Below are 24,638 nucleotides of genomic sequence, written 5' to 3'. Positions count from 1 at the left end.
CCCGCCCCGCTCCCACAAGGCCACTGCAGTACTTCAGGTATACCGCGCTGAATTCTTCGCGGGCAGAGACCCGCTCCCACAAGGTTGCTGCGGTATTTGAGGTACACCGCGGTGGATTCTTCGCGGGCAGAGTGGCTCGCCGCCTGCCCCGTTCCCACAGGATCAGGCGCTCATGACAGCCTTGATGTCATGAGCCAGCTCGCGCACGCGGGCTTCTTCGGTGTCCCATGAGCACATGAAACGGGCGCCGCCGCTGCCGATAAACGTGTAGAAGCGCCAGCCCTTGGCGCGCAGGGCTTCCAAGGCCGGTTCCGGCATCTGCAGGAACACGCCGTTGGCCTCCACCGGAAACATCAACTCCACCCCCGGTATACCCTCGACCAGCGCCTTGAGCAGCTGGGCACAATGGTTAGCGTGCCCCGCATGCTTGAGCCAGGCATCGTTCTCCAGCAAGCCCACCCAGGGCGCCGACAGGAAGCGCATCTTCGAGGCCAGTTGGCCCGCCTGCTTGCAGCGATAATCGAAATCTTCGGCCAGATCATGATTGAAGAACAGGATCGCCTCGCCCACCGCCATGCCATTCTTGGTGCCACCGAAGCACAGTACATCCACGCCCGCCTTCCACGTCAGTTCGGCTGGCGAGCAGCCCAGAAACGCGCAGGCGTTGGCAAAGCGCGCGCCGTCCATGTGCAGGTTCAGGCCGAGCTCCTTGCAGGTGGCGCTGATGTCCCTGAGTTCTTCGGGACGGTACACGCTGCCCACTTCGGTGGCCTGGGTCAGGGTGACCACACGCGGCTTGGGGTAGTGAATGTCCTGGCGCTTGAGTGCCACTTCGCGAATGGCCTGCGGGGTCAGCTTGCCCATTTCCGTGCGCGCGGTGAGCAATTTGGAGCCGTTGGAAAAGAACTCGGGAGCACCGCATTCGTCGGTCTCGACGTGAGCGGTTTCCGAACAGATGACGCTGTGGTAGCTCTGGCACAACGACGACAGGGCCAGGGAGTTGGCTGCAGTGCCGTTGAAGGCGAAGAAGACTTCACAGTCGGTTTCGAACAGGCGGCGGAATTCATCGGCGGCGCGTGCGGTCCACTGGTCGTCGCCATAGGCGCGCTGATGGCCCTGATTGGCCTGTTCCATGGCCGCCCAGGCCTCGGAGCAGATGCCCGAATAGTTGTCGCTGGCGAACTGTTGGGTTTGGTCGTTCATGGGCGGTCCTTGGTGTTAGGTATGGGAAGCACTGTAAACCAACTGTGAGAGATGTGTCGTCTCAGCGGGCCTCTTCACCTGTGGGAGCGGGCTCTGCCCGCGAAGAGGCCGGCATGAGCAACCCACAAACTTGAGGCTATCCACAGATGACCCGCAACCGCTCCCGGACCTGCTCAAATCTTCGCGGCCACGTAGGCATCACACCTGTGGGAGCGGGCTCTGCCCGCGAAGAGGCCGGCATGAGCAACCCACAACCTTGAGGCTATCCACAGATGACCCGCAACCGCTCACTGGACCTGCTCAAATGGTTGGCCATGCTGTGCATGGTGCTCGACCATCTGCGCTATGTCGGCTGGTCGCTGGACTTCCTCTATGTACCGGGTCGCCTGGCGTTCCCCTGGTTCTGCCTGGCCATCGCCGCCAACCTGATGCGCCGCCCGGACGCCCCCCTGAGTGGCCGCTACCTGGCGTGGTTGCTGATCTTCGCTGCGCTTTCGGAAATCCCTTACCGCCTGTTCGTCTATCCCGCCGACACCCTCAACGTCCTGCCGACCCTGGCCCTGGGTCTGGTGGCCGCCAAGGCCTGGCAGCAACGGCGACAACCGGCCATGGCCGCGCTCGGCTGTGCGGTACTCGTCGCTGCCATTGTCTTCGACCACCACTTGATGTTCGGCCTGGCCGGCGTGCTGCTGCCGCTGGGCTTCGTGCTCGCCTGGCAGCGTCCGCAGTACTGGGCACTGCCATTGGGCGTGCTGTGCCTGGCCGCCAACGCCTGGAGCAACCTGTTCGAATCGGCACGCCACCTCTACTGGCCGGCCATCGGCGGCATCGTCGCCTGCCTGTTGGCACCGGGGCTGGGTCTGCTTGTGCTGCGTACCGATGTGCGCCATGCCGTTGTCCCCATGCGCCGCTGGGCCTACGCCATCTACCCCCTGCATTTCCTTGCCCTGCTGGGCCTTCGCCTGCTGTTGCGCGCGCTCTGACGCTGGCCTGATCGCGCCATGTCGTAAACGAACCTCTGCAAGGCGCGCGCAGGCATTTGGTCGGATCGCGCCGGCCCTACCATCGCTCTCAAAGGGGGCAGCCGCCGACGGTCGCCTTCGTCCAACAAGCCAGGCGCCGCGCCGCCGCTGGGGAGACTGCGATGTTCAGCAAAGAAGATCAGATCAAGGGCTATGACGACGTCCTGCTGGCGGCCATGAACGCCGAGGATCAGCGTCAGGAAGACCACATCGAACTGATCGCCTCGGAAAACTACACCAGCAAGCGCGTGATGGAGGCCCAGGGCAGCGGCCTCACCAACAAGTACGCCGAAGGCTACCCGGGCAAGCGCTACTACGGTGGCTGCGAGCATGTGGACAAGGTCGAGCAACTGGCCATCGACCGCGCCAAGCAGCTGTTCGGCGCCGACTATGCCAACGTTCAGCCTCACTCCGGTTCCCAGGCCAACGCCGCCGTCTACCTGGCGCTGCTGCAGGCTGGCGACACCGTACTGGGCATGAGCCTGGCCCACGGCGGTCACCTGACCCACGGCGCCAAGGTCAGCTTTTCCGGCAAACTCTACAACGCCGTTCAGTACGGCATCGACACCGACACCGGTCTGATCGACTACGACGAAGTCGAGCGCCTGGCCGTCGAGCACCAGCCGAAGATGATCATCGCCGGCTTCTCGGCCTACTCCAAGACCTTGGATTTCGCCCGGTTCCGCGAGATCGCCGACAAGGTAGGCGCCTACCTGTTCGTCGACATGGCCCACGTGGCCGGGCTGGTTGCCGCCGGCCTGTACCCCAACCCGATTCCGTTCGCCGACGTGGTCACCACCACCACCCACAAGACCCTGCGTGGCCCACGTGGCGGCCTGATCCTGGCCCGTGCCAACGAAGCTCTGGAAAAGAAATTCAACGCCGCCGTGTTCCCCGGCGGTCAGGGTGGCCCGCTGATGCACGTGATCGCCGCCAAGGCGGTGTGCTTCAAGGAAGCGCTGGAGCCTGAATTCAAGACCTACCAGCAGCAGGTCATCGACAACGCCCAGGCCATGGCCGGGGTGTTCGTCGAGCGCGGCTACGACGTGGTCTCCGGCGGCACCGACAACCACCTGTTCCTGGTCAGCCTGATTCGTCAGGGCCTGACCGGCAAGGACGCCGACGCTGCCTTGGGTCGTGCCCACATTACCGTGAACAAGAACGCGGTGCCCAACGATCCGCAATCGCCCTTCGTGACCTCGGGCCTGCGGATCGGCACCCCGGCAGTCACCAGTCGTGGTTTCAAGGTGGCCCAATGCACGGAGCTGGCCGGCTGGATCTGCGACATCCTCGACAACCTGGGCGATGCCGACGTCGAGGCCAACGTGGCCCGCCACGTGACGGCCCTGTGCAGCGACTTCCCGGTCTACCGCTGAGAGTGGAGTGAACACCATGCAACGTTATTCTGGCTTCGGCCTCTTCAAGCACTCGCTCAGCCACCACGAAAACTGGCAGCGCATGTGGCGCACGCCGACCCCCAAGAAGGTCTACGACGTGGTCATCGTCGGCGGTGGTGGGCACGGTCTGGCCACTGCCTACTATCTGGCCAAGGTCCACGGCATCACCAACGTGGCCGTGGTCGAGAAGGGCTGGTTGGGCGGTGGCAATACCGCGCGCAACACCACCATCGTGCGTTCCAACTACCTGTGGGACGAGTCGGCGCACTTGTACGAGCACGCCATGAAACTCTGGGAAGGCCTGTCCCAGGACATCAACTACAACGTGATGTTTTCCCAGCGCGGCGTGTACAACCTGTGCCACACCCTGCAGGACATGCGCGACTCCGAGCGCCGCGTCAGCGCCAACCGCCTCAACGGCGTGGACGGCGAACTGTTGAACGGCAAGCAGGTGGCCGAAGAGATTCCCTACCTGGACTGCAGCAAGAACACCCGTTACCCGATCATCGGCGCTACCGTCCAGCGGCGTGGCGGCGTGGCCCGTCACGACGCCGTGGCCTGGGGCTATGCCCGCGCCGCCGACGCCCTGGGCGTGGACCTGATCCAGCAGACCGAAGTGATCGGTTTCCGCAAGGAAAACGGCGTGTGCATCGGTGTCGAAACCAACAAGGGTTTCATCGGTGCCAAGCGCGTCGGTGTGGTCACCGCCGGCAACTCCGGGCACATGGCCAAGCTGGCTGGCTTCCGTCTGCCGGTCGAGTCTCATCCCTTGCAGGCGCTGGTGTCGGAGCCGATCAAGCCCATCATCGACAGCGTGATCATGTCCAACGCCGTGCATGGCTACATCAGCCAGTCGGACAAGGGCGACCTGGTCATCGGTGCCGGTATCGACGGTTGGGTCGGCTACGGCCAGCGCGGTTCGTACCCGATCATCGAGCACACCCTGCAAGCCATCGTCGAGATGTTCCCGGTGCTCTCGCGCGTGCGCATGAACCGCCAGTGGGGCGGCATCGTCGACACCACGCCGGACGCCTGCCCGATCATCTCCAAGACCCCGGTGCCGAACATGTTCTTCAACTGCGGCTGGGGCACGGGTGGCTTCAAGGCCACACCGGGCTCGGGCCATGTGTTCGCTGCCAGCCTGGCCACCGGTGAAATGCACCCGCTGGCCAAGCCGTTTTCCATCGAGCGCTTCCACAACGGCGCGCTGATCGACGAACACGGCGCTGCCGCCGTCGCCCACTAACAGGAGAAACGATCATGCTGAACATCTTCTGTCCACACTGTGGCGAGCTTCGCAGCGAAGAAGAATTCCACTGCTCGGGCCAGGCGCACATCGCCCGCCCGCTCGATCCAGGCGCGTGCACCGACGCGCAGTGGGGCGAGTACATGTTCTTCCGCAACAACCCGCGGGGCCTGCAGCACGAGCTGTGGATCCACGCTGCCGGCTGCCGCCAGTATTTCAATGCGACGCGCAACACGGTGACCTACGAGATCCTGGAAACCTATCGCATCGGCAGCCAGCCCCAGTTCGTCGAGAAGACTATCGACGAAACCCCTCAAATCGCCTCGGGAGATCAGCCATGAGCCAGGTCAATCGCCTGTCCAACGGCGGACGTCTGGACCGCAGCAAGAAGCTGACCTTCACCTTCAACGGCACGACCTACGTCGGCTATGAAGGCGACACCCTGGCCTCGGCCCTGCTGGCCAATGGCGTCGACGTGATCGGTCGCAGCTTCAAGTATTCGCGTCCGCGCGGCATCGTTGCGGCGGGCGCCGAAGAGCCCAATGCGGTGCTGCAGATCGGCGCCACCGAGGCCACCCAGATTCCCAACGTGCGGGCCACTCAACAGGCGCTGTACCAGGGCCTGGTCGCCACCAGCACCAACGGCTGGCCGAACGTCAACACCGACATGATGGGTATCCTGGGCAAGGTCGGCGGCAAGCTGATGCCGCCCGGCTTCTACTACAAGACCTTCATGTACCCGCAGTCCTTCTGGATGACTTATGAGAAGTACATCCGCAAGGCCGCTGGCCTGGGCCGCTCGCCGACCGAAGTCGATCCGGATTCCTACGACTACATGAGCCGCACCTGCGACGTGCTGGTGGTCGGCGCCGGCCCGGCCGGGCTGTCTGCCGCCCTGGCCGCGGCGCGCAGCGGTGCGCGGGTGATCCTGGCCGACGAGCAGGAAGAGTTCGGCGGCTCGCTGCTCGATACCCGCGAGAGCCTGGACGGCCAGCCGGCCGGTGAATGGGTGAAAGCGGTCATCGCTGAACTGCAGGGTCTGCCGGACGTCACCTTGCTGCCCCGTGCCACGGTCAACGGCTATCACGACCACAATTTCCTGACCATCCATCAGCGCCTCACCGACCACCTCGGCGACCGTGCACCGATGGGCCAGGTGCGCCAGCGCATGCACCGGGTTCGCGCCGGGCGTGTGGTGCTGGCCACCGGCACCCACGAGCGGCCGCTGGTGTACGGCAACAATGACGTGCCGGGCAACATGCTGGCCGGCGCCATTTCCACCTACGTGCGCCGCTACGGCGTGGCACCGGGCAAGAAGCTGGTGCTGTCGACCAACAACGACCATGCCTACCGCGTGGCCCTGGACTGGTACGACGCCGGCCTCAAGGTCGTCGCCGTGGCCGATGCCCGGCACAACCCGCGTGGTGCGCTGGTCGAGGAAGCCCGCGCCAAGGGCATCCGTATCCTGACGTCCAGCGCGGTGATCGAAGCCCGTGGCAGCAAGCACGTCACGGCAGCGCGCGTCGCCGCCATCGACGTCAGGGCACACAAGGTGGCCAGCCCCGGCGAGTGGCTCGACTGCGACCTGATCGGCAGCTCGGGCGGCTACAGCCCGGTGGTCCACCTGGCCTCGCACCTGGGCGGCAAACCGATCTGGCGTGAAGACATCCTCGGCTTCGTGCCTGGCGAAGCCCCGCAGAAACGCGTGTGCGTGGGCGGCGTGAACGGCGTGTATGCCCTGGCCGATGCCATGGCCGACGGGTTCGAAGGCGGGGCAAGAGCCGCGTCCGAGATCGGTTTCGGCATTGTCGAAGGCACCTTGCCCAAGGTCTTGAGCCGCGTCGAGGAGCCCACTCTGGCGCTGTTCCAAGTCCCCCACGACAAGGACACGGCACGTGCGCCCAAGCAGTTCGTCGATCTGCAGAACGACGTCACCGCGGCCGCCATCGAGCTAGCCACCCGTGAGGGCTTCGAGTCGGTCGAGCACGTCAAGCGCTACACCGCGCTGGGCTTCGGTACCGACCAGGGCAAGCTGGGCAACGTCAACGGCCTGGCCATTGCTGCCCGTTCGCTGAACGTCACCATTCCGGAAATGGGCACCACCATGTTCCGCCCCAACTACACGCCGGTCACCTTCGGTGCGGTGGCTGGGCGTCACTGCGGCCACCTGTTCGAGCCCGTGCGGTTCACTGCGCTGCATGCCTGGCATGTGAAGAACGGCGCCGAATTTGAAGACGTCGGCCAATGGAAGCGCCCTTGGTACTTCCCCAAGCGCGGTGAGGACATCCATTCCGCCGTTGCCCGCGAATGCAAGGCGGTGCGCGACAGCGTCGGCCTGCTGGACGCCTCGACCCTGGGCAAGATCGACATCCAGGGCCCGGACGCGCGCGAATTCCTCAACCGCATCTACACCAACGCCTGGACCAAGCTGGACGTGGGCAAGGCGCGCTACGGCCTGATGTGCAAGGAAGACGGAATGGTCTTCGACGACGGCGTGACCGCCTGCCTGGCCGACAACCACTTCCTGATGACCACCACCACCGGCGGTGCCGCACGTGTTCTGCAATGGCTAGAAATCTACCAGCAGACCGAGTGGCCGGACCTGAAGGTGTACTTCACCTCGGTCACCGACCACTGGGCGACCCTGACCCTGTCCGGGCCCAACAGCCGCAAGCTGCTCGGCGAAGTGACCGATATCGACCTGGACAAGGACGCTTTCCCGTTCATGACCTGGAAGGAAGGGCAGGTGGCAGGCGTGCCGGCGCGGGTGTTCCGCATCTCCTTCACTGGCGAGCTGTCGTACGAGGTCAACATCCAGGCCGACTACGCCATGGGTGTGCTGGAGAAGATCATCGAGGCAGGCAAACAGTACAACCTGACCCCCTATGGCACCGAGACCATGCACGTGCTGCGCGCCGAGAAGGGTTTCATCATCGTCGGCCAGGACACCGACGGCTCGATGACTCCGGACGACTTGAACATGGGCTGGTGCGTGGGGCGAACCAAACCGTTCTCGTGGATCGGCTGGCGCGGGATGAATCGCGAAGACACCGTGCGCGAGGAGCGCAAGCAGTTGGTGGGACTCAAGCCGATCGATCCCAACAAATGGTTGCCCGAAGGCGCTCAGTTGGTGTTCGACCCCAAGCAGGCGATCCCCATGAGCATGGTCGGCCACGTGACGTCGAGCTACGCCAGCAACTCGCTGGGTTACTCGTTCGCCATGGGTGTGGTCAAGGGCGGTCTCAAGCGCATGGGTGAGCGGGTGTTCTCGCCCCAGGCCGATGGCAGCGTGATCGAAGCCGAAATCGTTTCCTCGGTGTTCTTCGATCCGAAGGGCGAGCGGCAGAACATCTAAGCCCCGCTTCAGATAGCCTCAACAGCATTCACTGACAGGTGCAGCAAAATGACCACAGTCAACGTATACCAGCAACGCCCCACCTCGGGCGCCAAGGCCGAAGACCCGCTTCACCACGCCGACCTCGCCAGCCTGGTCGGCAAGGGCCGCCAGGGTGCCGGTGTGACCCTGCGCGAGAAAAAACTGCTGGGTCACCTGACCCTGCGCGGAGACGGCCATGATGCGACCTTCGCCGGCGCCGTGCACAAGGCCACCGGCCTGGAACTGCCGGGCGCCTTGAGCCTGGTCAGCAACGGCGAGACATCGCTGCAATGGCTGGGCCCGGACGAGTGGCTGCTGATCGTTCCCGGTGGCGATGAGTTGGCCGCCGAGCAGCGGTTGCGCGAGGCATTGGCCGGGCTGCATGTGGCGGTGGTCAACGTCAGCGGCGGCCAGTCGCTGATCGAGCTGAGCGGGCCGAACGTGCGCGACGTACTGATGAAGTCCACCAGCTACGACGTGCACCCGAGCAATTTCCCGGTGGGCAAGGCGGTGGGGACAGTGTTCGCCAAGTCCCAACTGGTCATCCGCCGCACGGGCGAGGAAACCTGGGAACTGCTGATCCGCCGCAGCTTCGCCGACTACTGGTGGCTGTGGTTGCAGGATGCTTCGGCCGAGTATGGGCTGAGCATCCAGGCCTGACAGCGCCGGAATTTCACAGCCCTGTAGGAGCGGTCATCTGCCGCGAGCCAGGCGCCGCGGTGCATCAGACATACCACGGTGCGCCGTTCGCGGCCGATGACCGCTCCTACAGTTGTTTCGACCTCGACACCAAAGGACTACCCATGAGCCGTGCCCCTGATACCTGGATCCTCACCGCCGATTGCCCAAGCGTATTGGGCACGGTGGACGCGGTCACGCGCTACCTGTTCGAGCAGGGCTGCTATGTCACCGAGCACCATTCGTTCGACGACCGGCTGTCGTCGCGCTTCTTCATCCGGGTGGAGTTTCGGCAGCCCGACGGTTTCGACGAGGCCGCCTTTCGCGCCGGCCTGGCCGAACGCGGTGCCAGCTTCGGCATGATCTTCGAGCTGACTGCGCCGCAGTATCGGCCCAAGGTCGTGATCATGGTGTCCAAGGCCGACCACTGCCTCAACGATCTGCTCTACCGCCAGCGCATCGGCCAGTTGCCCATGGACGTGGTTGCGGTGATCTCCAACCATCCGGACCTCGAGCCGCTGGCGCGCTGGCACGACATTCCCTACTACCATTTCCCCCTGGACCCCAAGGACAAACCATCGCAGGAGCGCAAGGTGCTGCAGGTCATCGAACAGGCCGGCGCCGAACTGGTGATCCTCGCCCGCTACATGCAGGTGTTGTCACCGGAGCTGTGCCGTCGCCTGGACGGCTGGGCGATCAACATTCACCACTCGTTGCTGCCGGGTTTCAAGGGCGCCAAACCGTACCACCAGGCCTACAACAAAGGCGTCAAGCTGGTCGGGGCGACCGCGCACTACATCAACAATGACCTGGACGAAGGGCCGATCATCACCCAAGGTGTAGAAGTGGTCGATCACAGTCACTACCCCGAAGACCTCATCGCCAAGGGGCGCGATATCGAATGCCTGACCCTGGCCCGAGCCATCGGCTACCACATCGAGCGCCGCGTGTTCCTCAACGCCAACCGCACGGTGGTGCTGTAGCAGCGGCGCAAGCCGCGTCCGGCCCTGATGTGATGTGTCAGGTGTACCGCGCCGTCATTGACGCGGCTTGCGCCGCTGCTACAGATGACCGCGCATTCCTGTAGCAGCGGCGCGAGCCGCGTCAGGGCAGCACACGAATCAACGCATGACCGCAGCACGCAAAACCCAAGCTCAACAACAACAAACAGCGAGGTGAAAGCATGTCTGGTAATCGTGGAGTGGTGTATCTGGGCTCCGGCAAAGTCGAAGTGCAGAACATCGATTTTCCCAAAATGCAGGACCCGCGAGGCAAGCGCATCGAACACGGTGTGATTCTGCGCGTGGTCTCGACCAACATCTGCGGCTCCGACCAGCACATGGTCCGCGGCCGTACCACGGCTCAGGTCGGCCTGGTGCTGGGCCATGAAATCACCGGCGAGGTGATCGAGGCCGGTCGCGACGTCGAGCACCTGAAGGTCGGGGATCTGGTCTCCGTACCCTTCAACGTCGCCTGCGGCCGTTGCCGTTCCTGCAAGGAGCAGCACACCGGCGTTTGCCTGACCGTCAACCCGGCGCGTCCGGGCGGCGCCTACGGCTACGTCGACATGGGTGACTGGGTCGGCGGCCAGGCCGAGTTCGTTCTGGTGCCCTATGCCGACTTCAACCTGCTCAAACTGCCCGACCGCGATGCAGCCATGGAGAAGATCCGTGACCTGACTTGCCTGTCCGACATTCTGCCAACCGGTTACCACGGTGCCGTGACCGCAGGCGTTGGCCCCGGCAGTACCGTGTACGTCGCCGGCGCCGGGCCGGTCGGGCTGGCCGCCGCTGCCTCTGCGCGTCTGCTGGGCGCAGCCGTGGTCATCGTCGGTGACGTCAACCCCACACGCCTGGCGCACGCCAAGGCTCAGGGCTTCGAGATCGCCGACCTGTCCCAGGACACCCCGCTGCACGAGCAGATCGCCGCCTTGCTGGGCGAGCCGGAAGTGGACTGCGCCGTCGATGCGGTGGGCTTCGAGGCACGCGGTCACGGCCACAGCGGCGCCAAGGCGGAAGCCCCGGCGACCGTGCTCAACTCGTTGATGGGCGTGGTGCGCGTGGCCGGCAAGATCGGCATCCCCGGCCTGTACGTCACCGAAGATCCGGGCGCGGTGGATGCGGCGGCGAAGATGGGCAGCCTGAGCATCCGCTTCGGGCTGGGCTGGGCCAAGTCGCACAGCTTCCACACGGGTCAGACGCCGGTGATGAAATACAACCGGCAACTGATGCAGGCCATCATGTGGGACCGCATCAAGATCGCCGACATCGTCGGCGTGGAAGTCATTTCGCTGGACGACGCCCCGCGCGGCTACGGCGAATTCGACGCGGGCGTACCGAAGAAATTCGTCATCGACCCGCACAAACTGTTCAGCGCCGCCTGATCACACCCGCTCCCACACCCTCTGCCCGCGAAAACGCAACGCGTTATACGTGACGCACCGAGATCCCCTGTGGGAGCGGGCTCTGCCCGCGAACAGCCCACCGCGCAGTCCCTGAACGACCGCGTCGCTGCCTTCGCGGCCACCGACCGCTCCTACCGGGGGAACTCTCCCGCAACTCCCCGCCATTACACAATTTTCACCCTCAAGGAACATAATGGGACCGAACTGCCGTTTGACGACGGTCCGCCTATCTGTCCCCGAGGTTGCTGCACAATGAACATCACTCGCGCCATGGCCCTGGCTTCCCTGATGGCCGTTGCCACCAGTCCGGCCTTCGCTTTCAACCTGAACGACGCGGTCAACGCCGCTGCCACCCTGCAGAACGGCAAGCAAGGCAACAACGCTGCCGTGGCTGCCGCACCGGAAGCCGCAGGCCTGCTCAACACCTTGGGCTCGACCCTGAACATCACTCCGACCCAGGCCATCGGCGGCACCGGCGCCATGCTGGGCCTGGCCAAGAACCAGCTGAGCACCGCCGACTATGCACAACTGAGCAAGTCCGTGCCCGGCATCGACAAGCTTTCGGGCAACAACGCCTTGGGTGGCTTGAGCGGTCTGAGCGGTCTGCTCGGCAAATCCGACCAAAAGAATATCAGCGCCCTGAACAACGCTCTGGGCGACGTCAAAACCACCAGCGACATGAACAACGCCTTCAGCGCGCTGGGCATGAACAGCGGCATGGTCGGCCAGTTCGCGCCAGTGATCCTGCAATACCTGGGGCAACAAGGCGTCGGTGGTCCGCTGCTCAAGAGCCTGGGCAGCGTCTGGGGCACCGGGACGGGGAGCTAACCCTGCGCTGGATCAGCGATCGAGTTCGGCGCGCAAGGCGTCGATGCGCTGATCCTTTTCGATCCAGAGCTGGTTGACCCAGTTCTGGACGGTCAAGCGGAAGTCCGGATCATTTTCGTAGTCGCCATCGATCAGCTCCGCGTCGATGGCGCGCGACTGGATCTCCACGATCACCCGCGGCACATCACCACACAGCAAGTTCCAGAATCCCGGAATGGCCGTGCCCGGATACACCACCGTCACGTCCAGCAAACGGTCGAGTTGTGGCCCCATGGCCGCCAGTACGAAAGCCACGCCACCGGCCTTGGGCTTGAGCAGGTAGTTGAACGGTGACGCCTGCTCATCGCGCTTGGCCGGGCTGAAGCGCGTACCTTCCAGGTAGTTCACCACCGTCACCGGCTGGCGCTTGTACAGCTCGCATGCGGCCCGAGTGATCTCCAGATCCTTGCCCTTGAGTTGCGGATGCCTGGCCAGAAACGCCTTGCTGTAGCGCTTCATGAAGGGGTAATCCAGCGCCCACCAGGCCAGGCCCAGCAGCGGGACCCAGATCAGTTCCTTCTTGAGGAAAAACTTGAAGAACGGCGCCCGCCGGTTCAACGCTTGAATCAGTGCCGGAATGTCGACCCACGACTGGTGGTTGCTCACGACCAGATAGGACGTGTCCTGGCGCAGATCCGCCGCGCCGCGTATGTCCCACTGGGTCGGCACGCACAAAGCGAAGATGAGTTTGTCGATCTCGGCCCAGGTTTCAGCGATCCACACCACGGCTGCCGATGCCCAATCACGATAACGCATGGGCAGCACCAGCTTGATCAGGGCGAACACCAGCAGGGGTCCGATGAACACCAGGGTGTTGAGCAACAGCAGCAGGGCAGTCATACAGCCGGTGAGCAGGCGACGCATAGAACGACTCGGGGGGTATTCACGGCCGGCAATCATAAGCACAAGCGAGTGCCGAGCCAATTCCGGCACGCGGTTTCGTCAACAAATGTTTCACTTTTCATTGGGTATGCTGAACCCATACCGTTTGCAGCACCGATCGCCTTCACCGGCCCTCGCTCAAGGAAAAGCTTCAGTGAAATCCGTTCTCGCATTGCTGTCCGTATTGGCGCTGCCGGTCATGGCCGCCGAACCCACGCTGTATGGTCGCTTTGAATACATCAAACTGCCGGAAATCGGTGGTCAGGTCTTCAAGGCCAAGATGGACACCGGCGCACTGACTGCCTCGCTGTCGGCCAAGGACATCCAGACCTTTACCCGCGACGGCGACGATTGGGTACGTTTTCGCCTGGCCACCAAGGACGCCGACAACAAGGTGTACGAGCACAAGATCTCGCGTATCAGCAAGATCAAGAACCGCGCCGAGGAAGACGACGACGGCGAGGGCGCCGAAGTCTCGCAGCGTCCCGTGGTGGACCTGGAACTGTGCCTGGGCGACGTTAAGCGCACCATCGAGGTCAACCTGGTCGACCGCAGCAAGTTCAACTACCCCCTGTTGATCGGCGCCAAAGGCCTGCGCGAGTTCAAGGCCGCGGTCAACCCCGCCCGCCGTTTCGTCGCCGACAAGCCGGACTGCTGATTCAGGGTGTAGCGTGCGAGGCACATCCCATAGCCTTTCGCTCGGCATGACGCTGGTCACCAGTGACAGGGCGTTTCGCTTGGTCGAGGGGCTTGAGGTACAGGACTGGTGCGAGGTTGCGTAAGCACTCCCTCCGTGTCAGGCCGACGGCATAGTCGAGCGTAGCGACTCGCGCTGACTCACCTCGGCAAACCAGCCGGCCAACCCCGGATAACGCTGCCGCCACTCTGACTCCGGCATGCGAAAATCCACATACCCCAGCGCACAGGCCACGCCGATTGCCGCGATATCGAACGCTGCGCTCAACTCCGCGACCGCCGTGGCCTCCAGATACGCCAGTCCCCGTTCGATCTTCTCGGCCTGATTATCCAGCCACAATGGCCAGTGCAGCTCAGGCGGCCGCAGGGCCTTCTCGTAGCGAATCAGCACGGCCGCGTCGAGCATCGCATCCGCCAGTGACGCCACCGTCAACCGCCGCCAGCGCGACGCGCCTTCCCGAGGGATCAGCGGGTTGCCCACATGCTGGTGATCCAGATACTCCAGGATCACCCGGCTGTCATGCAGCGTAGTGCCGTCTTCGAGCACCAACGCCGGAATCTTCCCGGCCGGGTTGTCCTGGTTCACTGACGCATCCGGACTGACAGGGCTCAACGCCACCGTCTTTAGAGCGACCCGCTCCAACTGACCGGTCTCATGCAGCAGCACCATAACCTTGCGAGCAAAGGGGGAGGCGGGGTTGTGATAGAGCGTCATGGCAGGCATGAGGTGTTCTCCTTGGATAAGGAGTTACCCTGTATCAGCTTGAAGATGGGGTCAAGCCGTCCCAACTTGATTGGGATCCAACGCTCTCGGACCTTGAGTGCTTTGGCCAGGAATGCAGGCGCGTAGCTCGAGTTATGCACAGGGCTGACGCTCAGCGTTCTGCCATTTCCGCTATGCCTTTGAGCAGACCTGCCTCCCTTCTCAACAGATGCCATGGCCCATCGGCAACGATCCTGCCCTGCTGGATAACCAGAACTCGATCGAAACGCGCCAATGCGTCGATATCGTGAGTGACGCAGATCAACCCTTTTCCTTTGAATGCATCCATCAAGGTGTCCCACGTTGCCATGGCCAGCTCTTGATCGAGCGAAGCGGTTGGCTCGTCGAAGAGATTGAAGCGTCCAGGCCTGTTGAGTAGTCGAAGCAGGCTGAGTCGCTTGGCTTGTCCGCCGGAGAGATTGGACGCGGTATCGTTGAGATTCAACTGGCTGAGAAGTGCCTCCAATGACAACTTCCGCGCTTGCTCCAGCACTTCAGGTCCAGCGGCATGGCCATACATCACGCCCGATTCCAGATCGCCCGGCAGGAATACCGGACTTTGCGGGCAGTAGCGCAGGGCGCGCAGCTGTGAGGCGCCGCGGATCCGCTGAACGCACATGCCGTTGAGAGAGAGGTGCTGTCGATAGGCCGCATCCATACCCGCCAGCAACTCGAGCAGTGTGGACTTGCCTGCCTAATATTGATGGGTCCTTATCTCAGATAGAAGCGCTGTCGAGCCAAACAAGAAGTTCAGGCCAAGCAAACCGTTGGCATCGATACCAGGTGCAGATAAATATCACCGAGTTGAGTCATACACAACGTTTACGCACAGCCCTACGTCCCGAAAAGCTGTAGGATTTTTAACAGCGGAATATCGGACGAATTAGCTGCAAAGTAGGACGCAATCTTCAGTTGTTCAAAGCAGAGCGGTTTATCCTGTAGGACTCGACAGCGTCGGGTGAGCAAATTTTTTGTGGGAGCGGGCTCTGCCCGCGAAGGGGCCTAGGTTCGCAATACACATCATCAGGCCATACGCCGAATGCACGAAGCCGTCGCCTTCGCGAGGTATCCCTATGATAACTGCGCAAGCTGCTCCAGCGATTGCATCCTGATCCTGGATTACCTAAGCGCAGATGACCCCACCGGTGCACGGCCCAGCTCAGCCCCTCCTGACCAACCCCCACCCCCCCAGCACCGCTGGAATCCCCAACCCCACCCACGCCAGGGCATCCCACCAGCCATCCCCCAGCAGGGCTGCGAACAACCCGGTCGCGCCGATCAATCCAATCACCAGCGGAATGCCGAACACCGGCCAAAACGTCGACTTCTTCCGTTTCGTCACGCCGCGGCCTCCACGCCAGCGGCCTTGGCGGCGCGGCGGCGGACCCACCACAGGTACACGCCACTGCTCAGCACGATGATGGTCAGCACATCCAGCGCCGCCCAGAGGATCTGCATCGGCATGCCGCCGTAGTCGCCGAAGTGCAGCGGCTGCGAAAGGCCCATGGCGTCCATGTACCAGGGCCGTTCGACCACTGCCGTGACGTCCAGAGTGGTGGCGTCGATCAGCACCGGCGTCAGCAGGTGAGAAGTCAGGTGGGTGCCGCCCTTCATGAACACCGCGTAGTGGTGTTCGCTGGAAAAGCGCGTCCCGGGAAAGGCGATGAAGTCGGGTGTCATGCCCGGCGCTGCGCCGTGGGCGATGTCCAGCAGGCGGGTGGCAGGCGCGCGTTGTGTGAGCGGTGGCGCGTCGCGGTAGGGTTCGATCAGGGCCGTGAGGCTTTCCGCCCGCCAGGCGCTGATGAGCAGGTCGGCACAGGCGCTGATCACGCCGGTCACCCCCACCACCAAGGCCCAGGTCAGGGTGACCACGCCGATCAGGTTGTGCAGGTCGAGCCAGCGGGTGCGGGTGGACTTCTGATTGCGCACGGTGCCGAACGAGAGTTTGCGCATGAACGGCGAATACAGCACCACCCCGGAAACGATGGCCAGCACGAACAGCAGGCCCATGAACGCCAGCAACAGCTTGCCGGGCAGCCCGGCATACATGTCCACATGCAAACGCAGCATGACCATCATGAAGCCGCCGTTGGCCGAAGGCATTTCCATGGCCTCGCCGGTGCGGTTGTCGAGCATGAAGGTGTGGGACAGGTTGGGCTCGGTGTCGGCTGTGGCGGCGGTGATGGCGAACACGCCATGAGGGGCGTCTTCGTCCCAGCCGAAATACTGCACCACCTCGCCCGGACGGTGGGCCTGAGCGGCCTGAACCAGTTGCTGCAGGTCCAGCTGAGGCGTGTTGGCCGGCATGTCGCGGAACTGTGGCTCGTCGCCCAGCAGGTGTTCAATCTCGTGATGGAACACCAGGGGCAAGCCGGTGATAGCCAGCATCAACAGGAACAGGGTGCAGATCAAGCTGGTCCAGGTGTGGATGAAGGACCAGCGGCGGATGGTGGTGCTTTTCATTTCAGGGCCTGCAAAAAGAACCCAGCCGTCCACGCGGGGCTGGCTGGGTCATGGAGCATCAGGTGTCAGGACGTTACGACCTGTAGTCGCACCAGTATACGTTCAGGCAGCGGGAAAAAGGCCAGTGGCCAGCGCAATCGAGGCGTGTCGGCAGCGTTCATGTGCATACGCAGTTTCACGCCGGTCAGAACGCCTGAGTCTGCTGGCGCCGCCGCCACTGAGCCAGTTTCTCGGCCAAGGCGCTGGGGCTGTCCAGGCCCTGGCGGCGTGCACGGCTGAACAGCAGCATGGCCAACTCCGCCGTGACCAGCGCATCGGCACTGGCATGATGGCGCTCACCGACCTGCAGGCCGAAATGCGCGGTCCAGTCATCCAACCCGGCTTCGCGCAGGGCCGCATCCGGGCACAGCATCGGCGCCAGGGCGGCGACGTCCAGGAACGGGTGCTGCAAACGGTAGCCCAGACTTTGCTTGAGCGCGCGCGTGAGCATGTGCTCGTCGAAGGGCGCGTGAAAGGCCAGCAGCGGGCTGTCACCGATGAAGGCCATGAAGTCCAGCAAGGCCTCGGCCGGGTCGTCGCCGGCGGCAATCGCGTCGGGGCCCAGGCCATGGATCAAGACACTGGCACCCAGCCGCGGTTGCTCGCGCAGCAAGGTGCGTTCGAACTGCCGGGAGAAATCCACCGCGCCATCTTCGATGACCACCGCGCCGATCGACAGCACCTGATCCTTGTTCAGGTTCAAGCCGCTGGTTTCCAGGTCCAGCACCACCCAGCGCTGCTCGCGCAGGCTGCAGGTTTGCCAAGGCTGAGCCGTGGGCAGTGCTGCTACACGTTGCTGCAAAGTGGCGTCCAGCACGCAGGCGGGCTTGGCCCGTAGCCAGTCGAACAGGCTCACAGCTGGTACCTCAGGCTCAGGCTGGCCTGCAGACGCTGGGCCTGGCGCAGCGATTCACGCAGGATGCGCCGGTCCAGGTGGTTGAGCTCGGCCGGGTCGACGCGATTGGAATAGGGCAGGTGCTGCCGGGCCTGGGCTTGATGCTGCTGCATGCGCGTCTGCTGGATGAAATGGTAGGCCTCTTCATAGGCGGCGCCGTCCTGTGCGTCGATGACTTCTTTCGCGACCAACTGGCGCAAGCGCTCGAGGGTGTTCCCGGTGTCGATGCCGTGGGCCAGGGCCAGCAGGCGCGCGCCGTCGACGAAGGGCGTCAGGCCTTGCACCTTGAGGTCCAGGGTGGGCGCCTTGTCGCTGCCCTGGCGGGTCAGTACGAAGTCGCGAAAGCGCCCGACCGGAGGCCGCTGGCGCAAGGCGTTCTGCGCCAGCATGCGCTGGAACAGGCTGTTGTCCGCGACCTGTTCGAGCACGCTGCGGCGCAGTTGTGCACAGGCCGAGTCATCGCCCCATACCGTACGCAGGTCGAAATAGATGCTCGAATTGAGCAGGTTTTCCGGGCTCGCCTCGCGGATGAAACCGGCAAAGCGCCGCGCCCATTCCAGGCGCGACAAACACAGCTCGGGATTGCTCGCCATGACGTTGCCCGTGCACAGACTGAAGCCGCACTGCGCCAGCGCCAGGTTGATCTGATGCGCCAGCGGCAGTAGCTTGCCGCGGATCTCGGCAGCGTGGGCGGCGTCACGGGCCTCGAAGACGATGCCGTTGTCCTGATCGGTGTGCAGGGTCTGCTCGCGGCGGCCTTCACTGCCGAAACACAGCCAACTGAAGGGCACGCCCGGATCGCCGCGCTCCTGCAGCACCAGCTCGATCACCCGGCAGACGGTGTGATCGTTGAGCAAGGTAATCAGCTGGGTGATCTGCGTCGATGAGGCGCCATGAGCCAGCATGCGCTCGACCAGAGCGCTGATTTCCCCGCGCAGCGCGACTAATTGTTCCAGCCGCGAAGCGTGGCGGATGGTCCGAGCCAGGTGCACCAGATCTACCCGCTGCAGGGAAAACAGGTCGCGCTCGGACACCACGCCGCACAGGCGCCGGTCCTTGACCAGGCAGACGTGGGCAATGTGCCGTTCGGTCATGGCCACGGCGGCATCGAAGGCACTGGCTTCCGGGCTGAGGTGGAAGGGCCGGGGAATCATGTACCGCTCGATGGCTGCGCCGAAATCGGTGGCTGCATCGGCCACGGCCTGACGCAGATCGCGCAGGGTGAAGATGCCTTGGGGCGCTTTCAGGTCGTCGACGATGACGATGCTGCCCACTTGCTGTTCGTGCATCAGGCGCACGGCATCGCGCAGCGGCAGCGAAGCGGCGCAGGTTACGGGATGACGCATGGCGAGGTCGCCCAGCCGGGTGTTCAGCGAGTACTGCGTACCCAGGGTTTCGACGGCCTGGCGCTGCACCTGCTGGTTGACCTGGTCGAGCAGGCTGCTCACCCCGCGCAGGGCGAAATCACGGAACACCGTGGACAGCGCGAACAGCTTGATGAAGGCCGGTTTGTTCAATTGCAGACAGAAGGTGTCCTCTGCCGCCAGATGCTCGGTGCGCGTGGCGCGCTCGCCCAGCAGCGCGGCGAGCGGGAAGCACTCGCCCGCGGTGATCTCGAACGTGGTTTCGGTCCCGCGACGTGCACTGTGCGGCCGTTCGCCCACCACCTGACCCTGCTTGACGATGTAGAAGTGCTCGACAGCGCCGTCGGCCGGTTTGATGATGCTTTCACCGCTGGCATAGAAGCGCAGTTGGCACTGTTCGACCAGATAGGCCAGATGGGCGTTTTCCATCTGGTTGAACGGTGGGAAGCGTTGCAGGAACTGCACGGTGCCGTGAATGTTCTGCAGCACTGCGGTCTTGCCCGCCTGGGTGAAGGCGTCGGTTTTGCTCATGGCCGTTACCGCCCGATAAGTCGAATCGGAAATTGTTGTTATTGAAGATTTGGCTTTATTGTTTGGCCATGGTCGACTGCATGAGCGAACGTGCCCATTGGACGTAAGTCTAAAAGGTGGAACGGCGCTCAAAAGGCCGATGGATAGGTAATGGATGACGGGAAACGTATGTCCGATCACGAATCATTGTTGAGTGATGCCGAGCGTGAAGCGCTCAGCGAGTTGGGCCAGGTTCAGGATACGCCGCCCCAACTGGCGCTGGTGGTCGATGACGATCGCGACACGCGGGACGTGCTCGCGCAGATTCTGCAAGCGCACGGCATCCCCTGTGTGCAGGCCGAAAGCGCCATGGGTGCGATGGGTCAATTGCGTGCCAACCTTCGCATCGGGTTGCTGATCACCGACCTGCGCATGGGCCCCGAGTCGGGCCTGGATCTCATTCGTGAAGTGCGTGAGTCGGAGCGCGCGGCCTTGCCGATCATTATCATTTCCGGCGATGCCAGCGTGAAGGATGCGATCGCGGCAATGCACTTCAGCGTGGTGGATTTCCTGCTCAAACCGATCGACATGAACATGTTGCTCAAACTGGCGCGTGAAGAACTGGGACTGGATGGGGCGCCTTGAGGTTATCCACGTTTATCCTGAGCGTGGCTGTGGATAACCTGTGTCGATAGCCCTGGAGCCCACAGCCTGCAACGGTTTGCGAACCTTGATCAAAAAACGGACAGTTGTGCCGGGCTTGTGCACAATCCAGGTGGATCAGCCTGTGGATAACCTAGGCGTAACTCGCTGCAGGTCTTGTATGGCCTGGCCTGCAGCCATGTGAGTGTTTTTTGATCAGCTGCGCTGGCGCCGATTCCACCAGATATCCACACTGTAGATAAGCAACCCCGCCCAGATGAAGATGAACGTCACCAGCGTTGCCGGCGCCAGGTGTTCGCCAAACACTTGAACGGCCAGCAGCAGCACCAGGGTGGGCGCGATGTATTGCAGGAAACCCAGTGTGGTGTAGGGCAGGTGGCGCGCGGCTGCGTTGAAGCACAGCAGCGGCACCAGGGTGATCGGGCCCGCGGCCATCAACCAGAGGGCCTCGCTGGTGGTCCAGAACGCCGGCTGGACGCTGGCGGCATCGCCATGCCAGAGCAGCCAGCCCGCAGCCAGCGGCACCAGCAGCCAGGTTTCGATGACCAGCCCCGGTAACGCTGCCACCGGCGCGCGCTTGCGAATCAGGCCGTAGAAACCGAAGGTCAGGGCCAGCGCCAGGGACACCCACGGCAGACTGCCCACTTGCCACACCTGCTGCGCCACGCCGATTGCCGCCAGCGCCACCGCGACCCACTGCAGCGGACGCAGCCGCTCACGCAGGATCAGCAACCCGAGCACGACGTTGAGCAGTGGATTGATGTAGTAGCCCAGGCTGGCCTCGAGCACTCGGTCGTGGGTCACTGCCCAGACATAGACCAGCCAGTTGGCGGCGATCAGGCAACCGCTGCCGACCAGTATCGCCAGGCGCATGGGGTTGTCGCGCAGTTCGCGCAGCCAGCCGGGATGCTTCCACACCAGCAGCAGCAACGAGCCGAGCAGCGCCGACCAGAGTACCCGCTGGGCAATGATCTCCACGGCCGGGTAGTGCGAGAGGGTCTTGAAGTAGAGGGGGATGAACCCCCAGCAGATGTAGGCGCTCAGGCCCAGGATGTATCCCCGGCGGGGATTGGCGACTTGCATGGAGCTCCCTGCTTGCATGGTTTTGTTATTGAGCGGTGGTCGGCAACTTTACACATCGGGCCGTGAGACACAACGCCTCGCGTGTGTGCTCAAAACAGTTTCAGTGGCTCTTCGTTGAGCGCCGCCAGTTGTTCGCGCAACGCCAGCACCTGGTCGCCCCAGTACCGCTCGCTGCCGAACCAGGGGAAGCTGCGCGGAAAGGCCGGGTCTTCCCAGCGGCGCGCCAACCAGGCGCTGTAGTGCATCAGGCGCAACGCCCGCAGCGGTTCGATCAGTGCCAGTTCACGGGGGTTGAAGTCATGGAACTCGCTGTAGCCGTCCATGAGTTCGGAAAGCTGCCCAAGGCATTCCTGGCGATCGCCAGCGAGCATCATCCACAGGTCCTGGACCGCCGGGCCCATGCGGCAATCGTCGAGGTCGACGATGTGGAACACGTCGTCGCGGCACATCATGTTGCCGGGGTGGCAGTCACCGTGCATGCGGATGTTTTGGTGTGGCGTGGCCTTGTAGACCTCTTCCACGCGCTTGAGCAGGTCGCGGGCCACCGACTCGTAGGCGGGCAGCAGGCTGCGCGGAACATGGTTGCCTTCGAGCAGGGTCTGCAACGAATCGTGGCCGAAGTTCTGCACGCCCAACGCTTCGCGGTGCTCGAACGGGCGCGTGGCACCCACGGCGTGCAGACGACCGAGCAACTGGCCCAGACGATAGAGCTGGTCGAGGTTCCCCGGCTCCGGCGCGCGACCGCCGCGACGAGGAAACAGAGTAAAGCGAAAGCCGGCGTGCTCGAACAGCGTCTGGCCCTCGTGCACCATCGGCGCAACCACCGGCACTTCACAGTCGGCCAGCTCGGCGGTGAAGGCGTGTTCTTCGAGGATGGCCGCATTGGTCCAGCGATCGGGACGGTAGAACTTGGCAATCAGCGGTTGGCCATCTTCGATGCCCACCTGGTAGACGCGGTTCTCGTAGCTGTTGAGCGCCAGCACCCGTGCATCGCTGAGAAAGCCGATGCTTTCCACGGCGTCGAGCACCAGGTCTGGGGTCAGTGTTTCAAAAGGGTGGGCCATGCGAACTCCTGCGCGCGGCAGGCTGCCGCGTCCGGCTCGCCATGGTAGCGCAGACGCGACAGTAGCGGTGGGCATGTTACGCGCCGATCACCCCACCGTCTTCGCGGCTGATGGCGATCACCGAAGAACGTGGCTTGCCGTTGGGCAGGTGTTCGGGGAAGGTCGAACCACCGTTTTCACCTGGATGCTGGATGCCGATGAACAGGGTGCGTTGATCGGGGGCGAAGCTCACGCCGGTGACTTCGCAGCCCACCGGGCCGACCATGAAGCGGCGAATCTCGCCGCTGGCCGGGTCGGCGCAGAGCATCTGGTTGTTGCCCATGCCGGCGAAGTCACCGGCGTTGCTGGTGTCGCCATCGGTCTGCACCCAGAGCCGGCCGGCATCGTCGAAGGCCAGGCCATCAGGGCTGTTGAACATGTTCTGCGGGTTGATGTTGGACGAACCGCCCTTGGCCTGGCCGGGATGCACACTGGGGTTGCCGGCCACCAGGAACAGGTCCCACTCAAAATCCATGGCACCGTGCTCGTCGCCGCTTTCGCGCCAGCGCAGGATCTGCCCGTAGACGTTCTTCTCGCGCGGGTTGGGGCCGCCGACCGGCTGGCCGTCGTCGCCGCGTTTGATGTTGTTGGTCAGGGTGCAATAGACCTGGCCATCCTTGGGGCTGACCACGATCCACTCGGGGCGGTCCATGCGTGTGGCCTGCATGGCACTGGCGGCGAGCCGTGCGTGAATCAACACTTCGGCCTGGCTGGCGAAGCCCTTGCTGGCGTCCAGACCGTTCTTGCCATGGGTCAGCTCCACCCACTGGCCATGCCCCTTGGGACGATCCGGGTTGCCGTCGCCGTTGTCGAAACGGGCGACGTACAACGTGCCGTGGTCGAGCAGGTCACGGTTGGCCTTGGGGTTGTGGTGGTCGATGCGGTCGCGGCTGATGAACTTGTAGATAAACTCGCCACGCTCGTCATCGCCCATGTACACCACCGCGCGACCATCGCGCGTTTCGGCCAGGGCCGCGTTCTCGTGCTTGAAGCGACCCAGCGCGGTGCGCTTGACCGGCATGGCGGTCGGGTCGAACGGGTCCACTTCCACGACCCAGCCGAAGCGGTTGAGTTCGTTGGGATTGCGCGCCATGTCGAAGCGCGGGTCGTGGGGGTGCCAGTTGATTTCCTTGCTCGCCGCGACCACCCCGTAGCGTTTCTGCGCGGGAGTGAACGCCAGGGTAGCGTCGGTGCTGCCGAAGCAGTCGGTGAAGTTTTCTTCGCACGTCAGGTAGGTGCCCCAGGGGGTCTTGCCGTTGGCGCAGTTCTGGAAGGTGCCATGCACCAGTTGCCCGGTGCTGTCGGCCGCAGTCTTGAGCAGGGCATCACCGGCCGCCGGGCCGCTGACGCGGATCGGCGTGTTGCCGTGAACGCGGCGGTTGTATTGTGAGCCCTGGACGAAATGCCAGTGGCCGCCCTTGCGCTGGATCTCGATCACCGACAGGCCTTCGCAGGCCAGGGCCTTGCGCACTTCTTCGGCTGACTGCGGGCTGCCGCCGTGGGCATACAAATAGCGGTAGTTGGTGTATTCGTTGTTGATTGCCATCAACGCGCGATTGGCGTCGTTGGGGAAGGGGAACAGACTCATGCCGTCGTTGTTGTCACCGAACTGCACTTCCTGGGCCTCGGCGCTGCCGTTGCCGCTGGGATCGAAGGCCGGGCCACCGGCCTGCAGTGGCTGCCCCCAGCTGATCAGCACACTGGCCTGGTAGCCGGGCGGCAGGCTGATGGTATCGCTGGTGGCAGCGGCAATACCGGTAAAGCCCAGCAATGCGCTGTTGCCGGCGCTGACCGCGTTGGCCATGGCCGTGCGGGTCAGCAGGTTGCCGCCCAGGAACATCGCGGCACCGCACAGGGCGCCAGCGCCGATGAAGCGGCGACGGCTCAGGCCGGTGATCTTTTCCAGGTCGGTGGCTTGGTGTTCTTCTAACAGGCTCATGGTGATCTCCCTTCAGGTCAGCGAGTACCTTAAGGAGGGATTGTG

21 protein-coding genes and 1 pseudogene are annotated in these 24,638 nt (G+C 63.6%); 11 read left to right on the top strand and 11 right to left on the bottom strand.

The genetic code is table 11. From position 1 onward, the window contains the following. Nucleotides 1-162: 162 nt before the first annotated feature. Nucleotides 163-1,203 (bottom strand): low specificity L-threonine aldolase, encoded by a 1,041-nt coding sequence (locus B2V21_RS02540; RefSeq protein WP_286915942.1) that lies wholly within the window; start codon nucleotides 1,201-1,203, stop codon nucleotides 163-165. 272 nt (nucleotides 1,204-1,475) lie between these two features. Here B2V21_RS02540 and B2V21_RS02535 point away from each other — a divergent pair, with 272 nt between their 5' ends. From B2V21_RS02535 to B2V21_RS02495, 9 genes are all read left to right on the top strand, one after another. Then, the gene (locus B2V21_RS02535; RefSeq protein WP_286915941.1) at nucleotides 1,476-2,186 is read left to right on the top strand and encodes a TraX family protein; all 711 of its coding nucleotides are present in this window, start codon (nucleotides 1,476-1,478) and stop codon (nucleotides 2,184-2,186) included. Nucleotides 2,187-2,347: 161 nt separating this feature from the next. Further along, on the top strand, nucleotides 2,348-3,601 hold the full coding sequence (gene glyA, locus B2V21_RS02530; protein ID WP_090355705.1) for a serine hydroxymethyltransferase: 1,254 nt from the start codon (nucleotides 2,348-2,350) through the stop codon (nucleotides 3,599-3,601). 16 nt (nucleotides 3,602-3,617) lie between these two features. Then, nucleotides 3,618-4,868: a sarcosine oxidase subunit beta family protein gene (locus B2V21_RS02525; protein ID WP_049861776.1), complete on the top strand. Its 1,251-nt coding sequence runs from the start codon at nucleotides 3,618-3,620 to the stop codon at nucleotides 4,866-4,868. A gap of 14 nt (nucleotides 4,869-4,882) precedes the next feature. Then, nucleotides 4,883-5,209 (top strand): sarcosine oxidase subunit delta, encoded by a 327-nt coding sequence (locus B2V21_RS02520; protein ID WP_043191317.1) that lies wholly within the window; start codon nucleotides 4,883-4,885, stop codon nucleotides 5,207-5,209. Beyond that, nucleotides 5,206-8,223 carry a sarcosine oxidase subunit alpha gene (locus B2V21_RS02515; protein ID WP_286915940.1) on the top strand — a complete coding sequence of 1,006 codons (3,018 nt, stop codon included), beginning with the start codon at nucleotides 5,206-5,208 and terminating at the stop codon, nucleotides 8,221-8,223. Before B2V21_RS02520 ends, B2V21_RS02515 begins: the two co-directional genes overlap by 4 nt. A gap of 48 nt (nucleotides 8,224-8,271) precedes the next feature. Continuing rightward, nucleotides 8,272-8,904, top strand: coding sequence for a sarcosine oxidase subunit gamma (locus B2V21_RS02510; protein WP_049861778.1), 633 nt, complete (start codon nucleotides 8,272-8,274; stop codon nucleotides 8,902-8,904). 143 nt (nucleotides 8,905-9,047) lie between these two features. Continuing rightward, entirely contained in the window at nucleotides 9,048-9,905 is an 858-nt protein-coding gene (purU, locus tag B2V21_RS02505; protein ID WP_043191308.1) for a formyltetrahydrofolate deformylase, read from the top strand. Nucleotides 9,906-10,105: 200 nt separating this feature from the next. Continuing rightward, nucleotides 10,106-11,305, top strand: coding sequence for a formaldehyde dehydrogenase, glutathione-independent (gene fdhA, locus B2V21_RS02500; RefSeq protein ID WP_043191307.1), 1,200 nt, complete (start codon nucleotides 10,106-10,108; stop codon nucleotides 11,303-11,305). Between the two features lie 273 nt (nucleotides 11,306-11,578). Then, a complete protein-coding gene (locus B2V21_RS02495; RefSeq protein WP_056844420.1) occupies nucleotides 11,579-12,154 on the top strand; it encodes a DUF2780 domain-containing protein in 576 nt (191 codons plus the stop codon). A gap of 12 nt (nucleotides 12,155-12,166) precedes the next feature. Here B2V21_RS02495 and B2V21_RS02490 read toward each other — a convergent pair whose 3' ends face one another. Then, nucleotides 12,167-13,057: an acyltransferase gene (locus B2V21_RS02490; protein WP_286915939.1), complete on the bottom strand. Its 891-nt coding sequence runs from the start codon at nucleotides 13,055-13,057 to the stop codon at nucleotides 12,167-12,169. Between the two features lie 172 nt (nucleotides 13,058-13,229). Between B2V21_RS02490 and B2V21_RS02485 the strand changes: the two genes are divergently transcribed. Then, on the top strand, nucleotides 13,230-13,733 hold the full coding sequence (locus B2V21_RS02485; protein ID WP_056844418.1) for an ATP-dependent zinc protease: 504 nt from the start codon (nucleotides 13,230-13,232) through the stop codon (nucleotides 13,731-13,733). A gap of 138 nt (nucleotides 13,734-13,871) precedes the next feature. Here the strand turns inward: B2V21_RS02485 and B2V21_RS02480 are convergent, their stop codons facing one another. From B2V21_RS02480 to B2V21_RS02455, 6 genes and pseudogenes are all read right to left on the bottom strand, one after another. After that, complete coding sequence (locus B2V21_RS02480) at nucleotides 13,872-14,495, bottom strand: glutathione S-transferase (RefSeq protein ID WP_167649325.1); 624 nt, start codon at nucleotides 14,493-14,495, stop codon at nucleotides 13,872-13,874. 151 nt (nucleotides 14,496-14,646) lie between these two features. Continuing rightward, a pseudogene (locus tag B2V21_RS02475) lies at nucleotides 14,647-15,216 on the bottom strand (ATP-binding cassette domain-containing protein); the annotation flags it as partial. 477 nt (nucleotides 15,217-15,693) lie between these two features. Continuing rightward, complete coding sequence (locus tag B2V21_RS02470) at nucleotides 15,694-15,876, bottom strand: hypothetical protein (protein WP_286915938.1); 183 nt, start codon at nucleotides 15,874-15,876, stop codon at nucleotides 15,694-15,696. Next, the gene (locus B2V21_RS02465; protein ID WP_286915937.1) at nucleotides 15,873-16,997 is read right to left on the bottom strand and encodes a PepSY-associated TM helix domain-containing protein; all 1,125 of its coding nucleotides are present in this window, start codon (nucleotides 16,995-16,997) and stop codon (nucleotides 15,873-15,875) included. Before B2V21_RS02465 ends, B2V21_RS02470 begins: the two co-directional genes overlap by 4 nt. A 184-nt stretch (nucleotides 16,998-17,181) precedes the next feature. Beyond that, the gene (locus B2V21_RS02460; RefSeq protein WP_286915936.1) at nucleotides 17,182-17,892 is read right to left on the bottom strand and encodes a 3'-5' exonuclease; all 711 of its coding nucleotides are present in this window, start codon (nucleotides 17,890-17,892) and stop codon (nucleotides 17,182-17,184) included. Then, complete coding sequence (locus B2V21_RS02455) at nucleotides 17,889-19,826, bottom strand: putative nucleotidyltransferase substrate binding domain-containing protein (protein ID WP_286915935.1); 1,938 nt, start codon at nucleotides 19,824-19,826, stop codon at nucleotides 17,889-17,891. The genes B2V21_RS02460 and B2V21_RS02455 overlap by 4 nt, the downstream gene beginning before the upstream one ends. A gap of 168 nt (nucleotides 19,827-19,994) precedes the next feature. Here B2V21_RS02455 and B2V21_RS02450 point away from each other — a divergent pair, with 168 nt between their 5' ends. After that, entirely contained in the window at nucleotides 19,995-20,450 is a 456-nt protein-coding gene (locus tag B2V21_RS02450; RefSeq protein ID WP_286915934.1) for a response regulator, read from the top strand. Nucleotides 20,451-20,663: 213 nt separating this feature from the next. Here B2V21_RS02450 and rarD read toward each other — a convergent pair whose 3' ends face one another. The 3 genes from rarD to B2V21_RS02435 form a co-directional block, all read right to left on the bottom strand. Next, entirely contained in the window at nucleotides 20,664-21,551 is an 888-nt protein-coding gene (gene rarD / locus B2V21_RS02445; protein ID WP_049862092.1) for an EamA family transporter RarD, read from the bottom strand. A gap of 89 nt (nucleotides 21,552-21,640) precedes the next feature. Then, the gene (locus tag B2V21_RS02440) at nucleotides 21,641-22,615 is read right to left on the bottom strand and encodes a serine/threonine protein kinase (RefSeq protein WP_049862091.1); all 975 of its coding nucleotides are present in this window, start codon (nucleotides 22,613-22,615) and stop codon (nucleotides 21,641-21,643) included. Between the two features lie 76 nt (nucleotides 22,616-22,691). Beyond that, the gene (locus tag B2V21_RS02435; protein ID WP_049862090.1) at nucleotides 22,692-24,593 is read right to left on the bottom strand and encodes a PhoX family protein; all 1,902 of its coding nucleotides are present in this window, start codon (nucleotides 24,591-24,593) and stop codon (nucleotides 22,692-22,694) included. Nucleotides 24,594-24,638 lie beyond the last annotated feature (45 nt).

The sequence above is a fragment of the Pseudomonas sp. UBA6276 genome (genome assembly GCF_002438365.1).
GTDB classification, from domain to species: Bacteria; Pseudomonadota; Gammaproteobacteria; order Pseudomonadales; family Pseudomonadaceae; genus Aquipseudomonas; species Aquipseudomonas coleopterorum.
Note: the sequence above shows the minus strand (reverse complement) of the source record. Positions and strands in the feature narration are given on the sequence as shown.

Excerpts from the sequence above, each read along its gene's own strand:
- B2V21_RS02540 (WP_286915942.1), bottom strand. The coding sequence starts at position 1,203 with ATGAACGACCAAACCCAACAGTTCGCCAGCGACAACTATTCGGGCATC.
- B2V21_RS02535 (WP_286915941.1), top strand. The coding sequence starts at position 1,476 with ATGACCCGCAACCGCTCACTGGACCTGCTCAAATGGTTGGCCATGCTG.
- glyA (WP_090355705.1), top strand. The coding sequence starts at position 2,348 with ATGTTCAGCAAAGAAGATCAGATCAAGGGCTATGACGACGTCCTGCTG.
- B2V21_RS02525 (WP_049861776.1), top strand. The coding sequence starts at position 3,618 with ATGCAACGTTATTCTGGCTTCGGCCTCTTCAAGCACTCGCTCAGCCAC.
- B2V21_RS02520 (WP_043191317.1), top strand. The coding sequence starts at position 4,883 with ATGCTGAACATCTTCTGTCCACACTGTGGCGAGCTTCGCAGCGAAGAA.
- B2V21_RS02515 (WP_286915940.1), top strand. The coding sequence starts at position 5,206 with ATGAGCCAGGTCAATCGCCTGTCCAACGGCGGACGTCTGGACCGCAGC.
- B2V21_RS02510 (WP_049861778.1), top strand. The coding sequence starts at position 8,272 with ATGACCACAGTCAACGTATACCAGCAACGCCCCACCTCGGGCGCCAAG.
- purU (WP_043191308.1), top strand. The coding sequence starts at position 9,048 with ATGAGCCGTGCCCCTGATACCTGGATCCTCACCGCCGATTGCCCAAGC.
- fdhA (WP_043191307.1), top strand. The coding sequence starts at position 10,106 with ATGTCTGGTAATCGTGGAGTGGTGTATCTGGGCTCCGGCAAAGTCGAA.
- B2V21_RS02495 (WP_056844420.1), top strand. The coding sequence starts at position 11,579 with ATGAACATCACTCGCGCCATGGCCCTGGCTTCCCTGATGGCCGTTGCC.
- B2V21_RS02490 (WP_286915939.1), bottom strand. The coding sequence starts at position 13,057 with ATGCGTCGCCTGCTCACCGGCTGTATGACTGCCCTGCTGCTGTTGCTC.
- B2V21_RS02480 (WP_167649325.1), bottom strand. The coding sequence starts at position 14,495 with ATGCCTGCCATGACGCTCTATCACAACCCCGCCTCCCCCTTTGCTCGC.
- B2V21_RS02465 (WP_286915937.1), bottom strand. The coding sequence starts at position 16,997 with ATGAAAAGCACCACCATCCGCCGCTGGTCCTTCATCCACACCTGGACC.
- B2V21_RS02455 (WP_286915935.1), bottom strand. The coding sequence starts at position 19,826 with ATGAGCAAAACCGACGCCTTCACCCAGGCGGGCAAGACCGCAGTGCTG.
- B2V21_RS02450 (WP_286915934.1), top strand. The coding sequence starts at position 19,995 with ATGTCCGATCACGAATCATTGTTGAGTGATGCCGAGCGTGAAGCGCTC.
- rarD (WP_049862092.1), bottom strand. The coding sequence starts at position 21,551 with ATGCAAGTCGCCAATCCCCGCCGGGGATACATCCTGGGCCTGAGCGCC.
- B2V21_RS02440 (WP_049862091.1), bottom strand. The coding sequence starts at position 22,615 with ATGGCCCACCCTTTTGAAACACTGACCCCAGACCTGGTGCTCGACGCC.
- B2V21_RS02435 (WP_049862090.1), bottom strand. The coding sequence starts at position 24,593 with ATGAGCCTGTTAGAAGAACACCAAGCCACCGACCTGGAAAAGATCACC.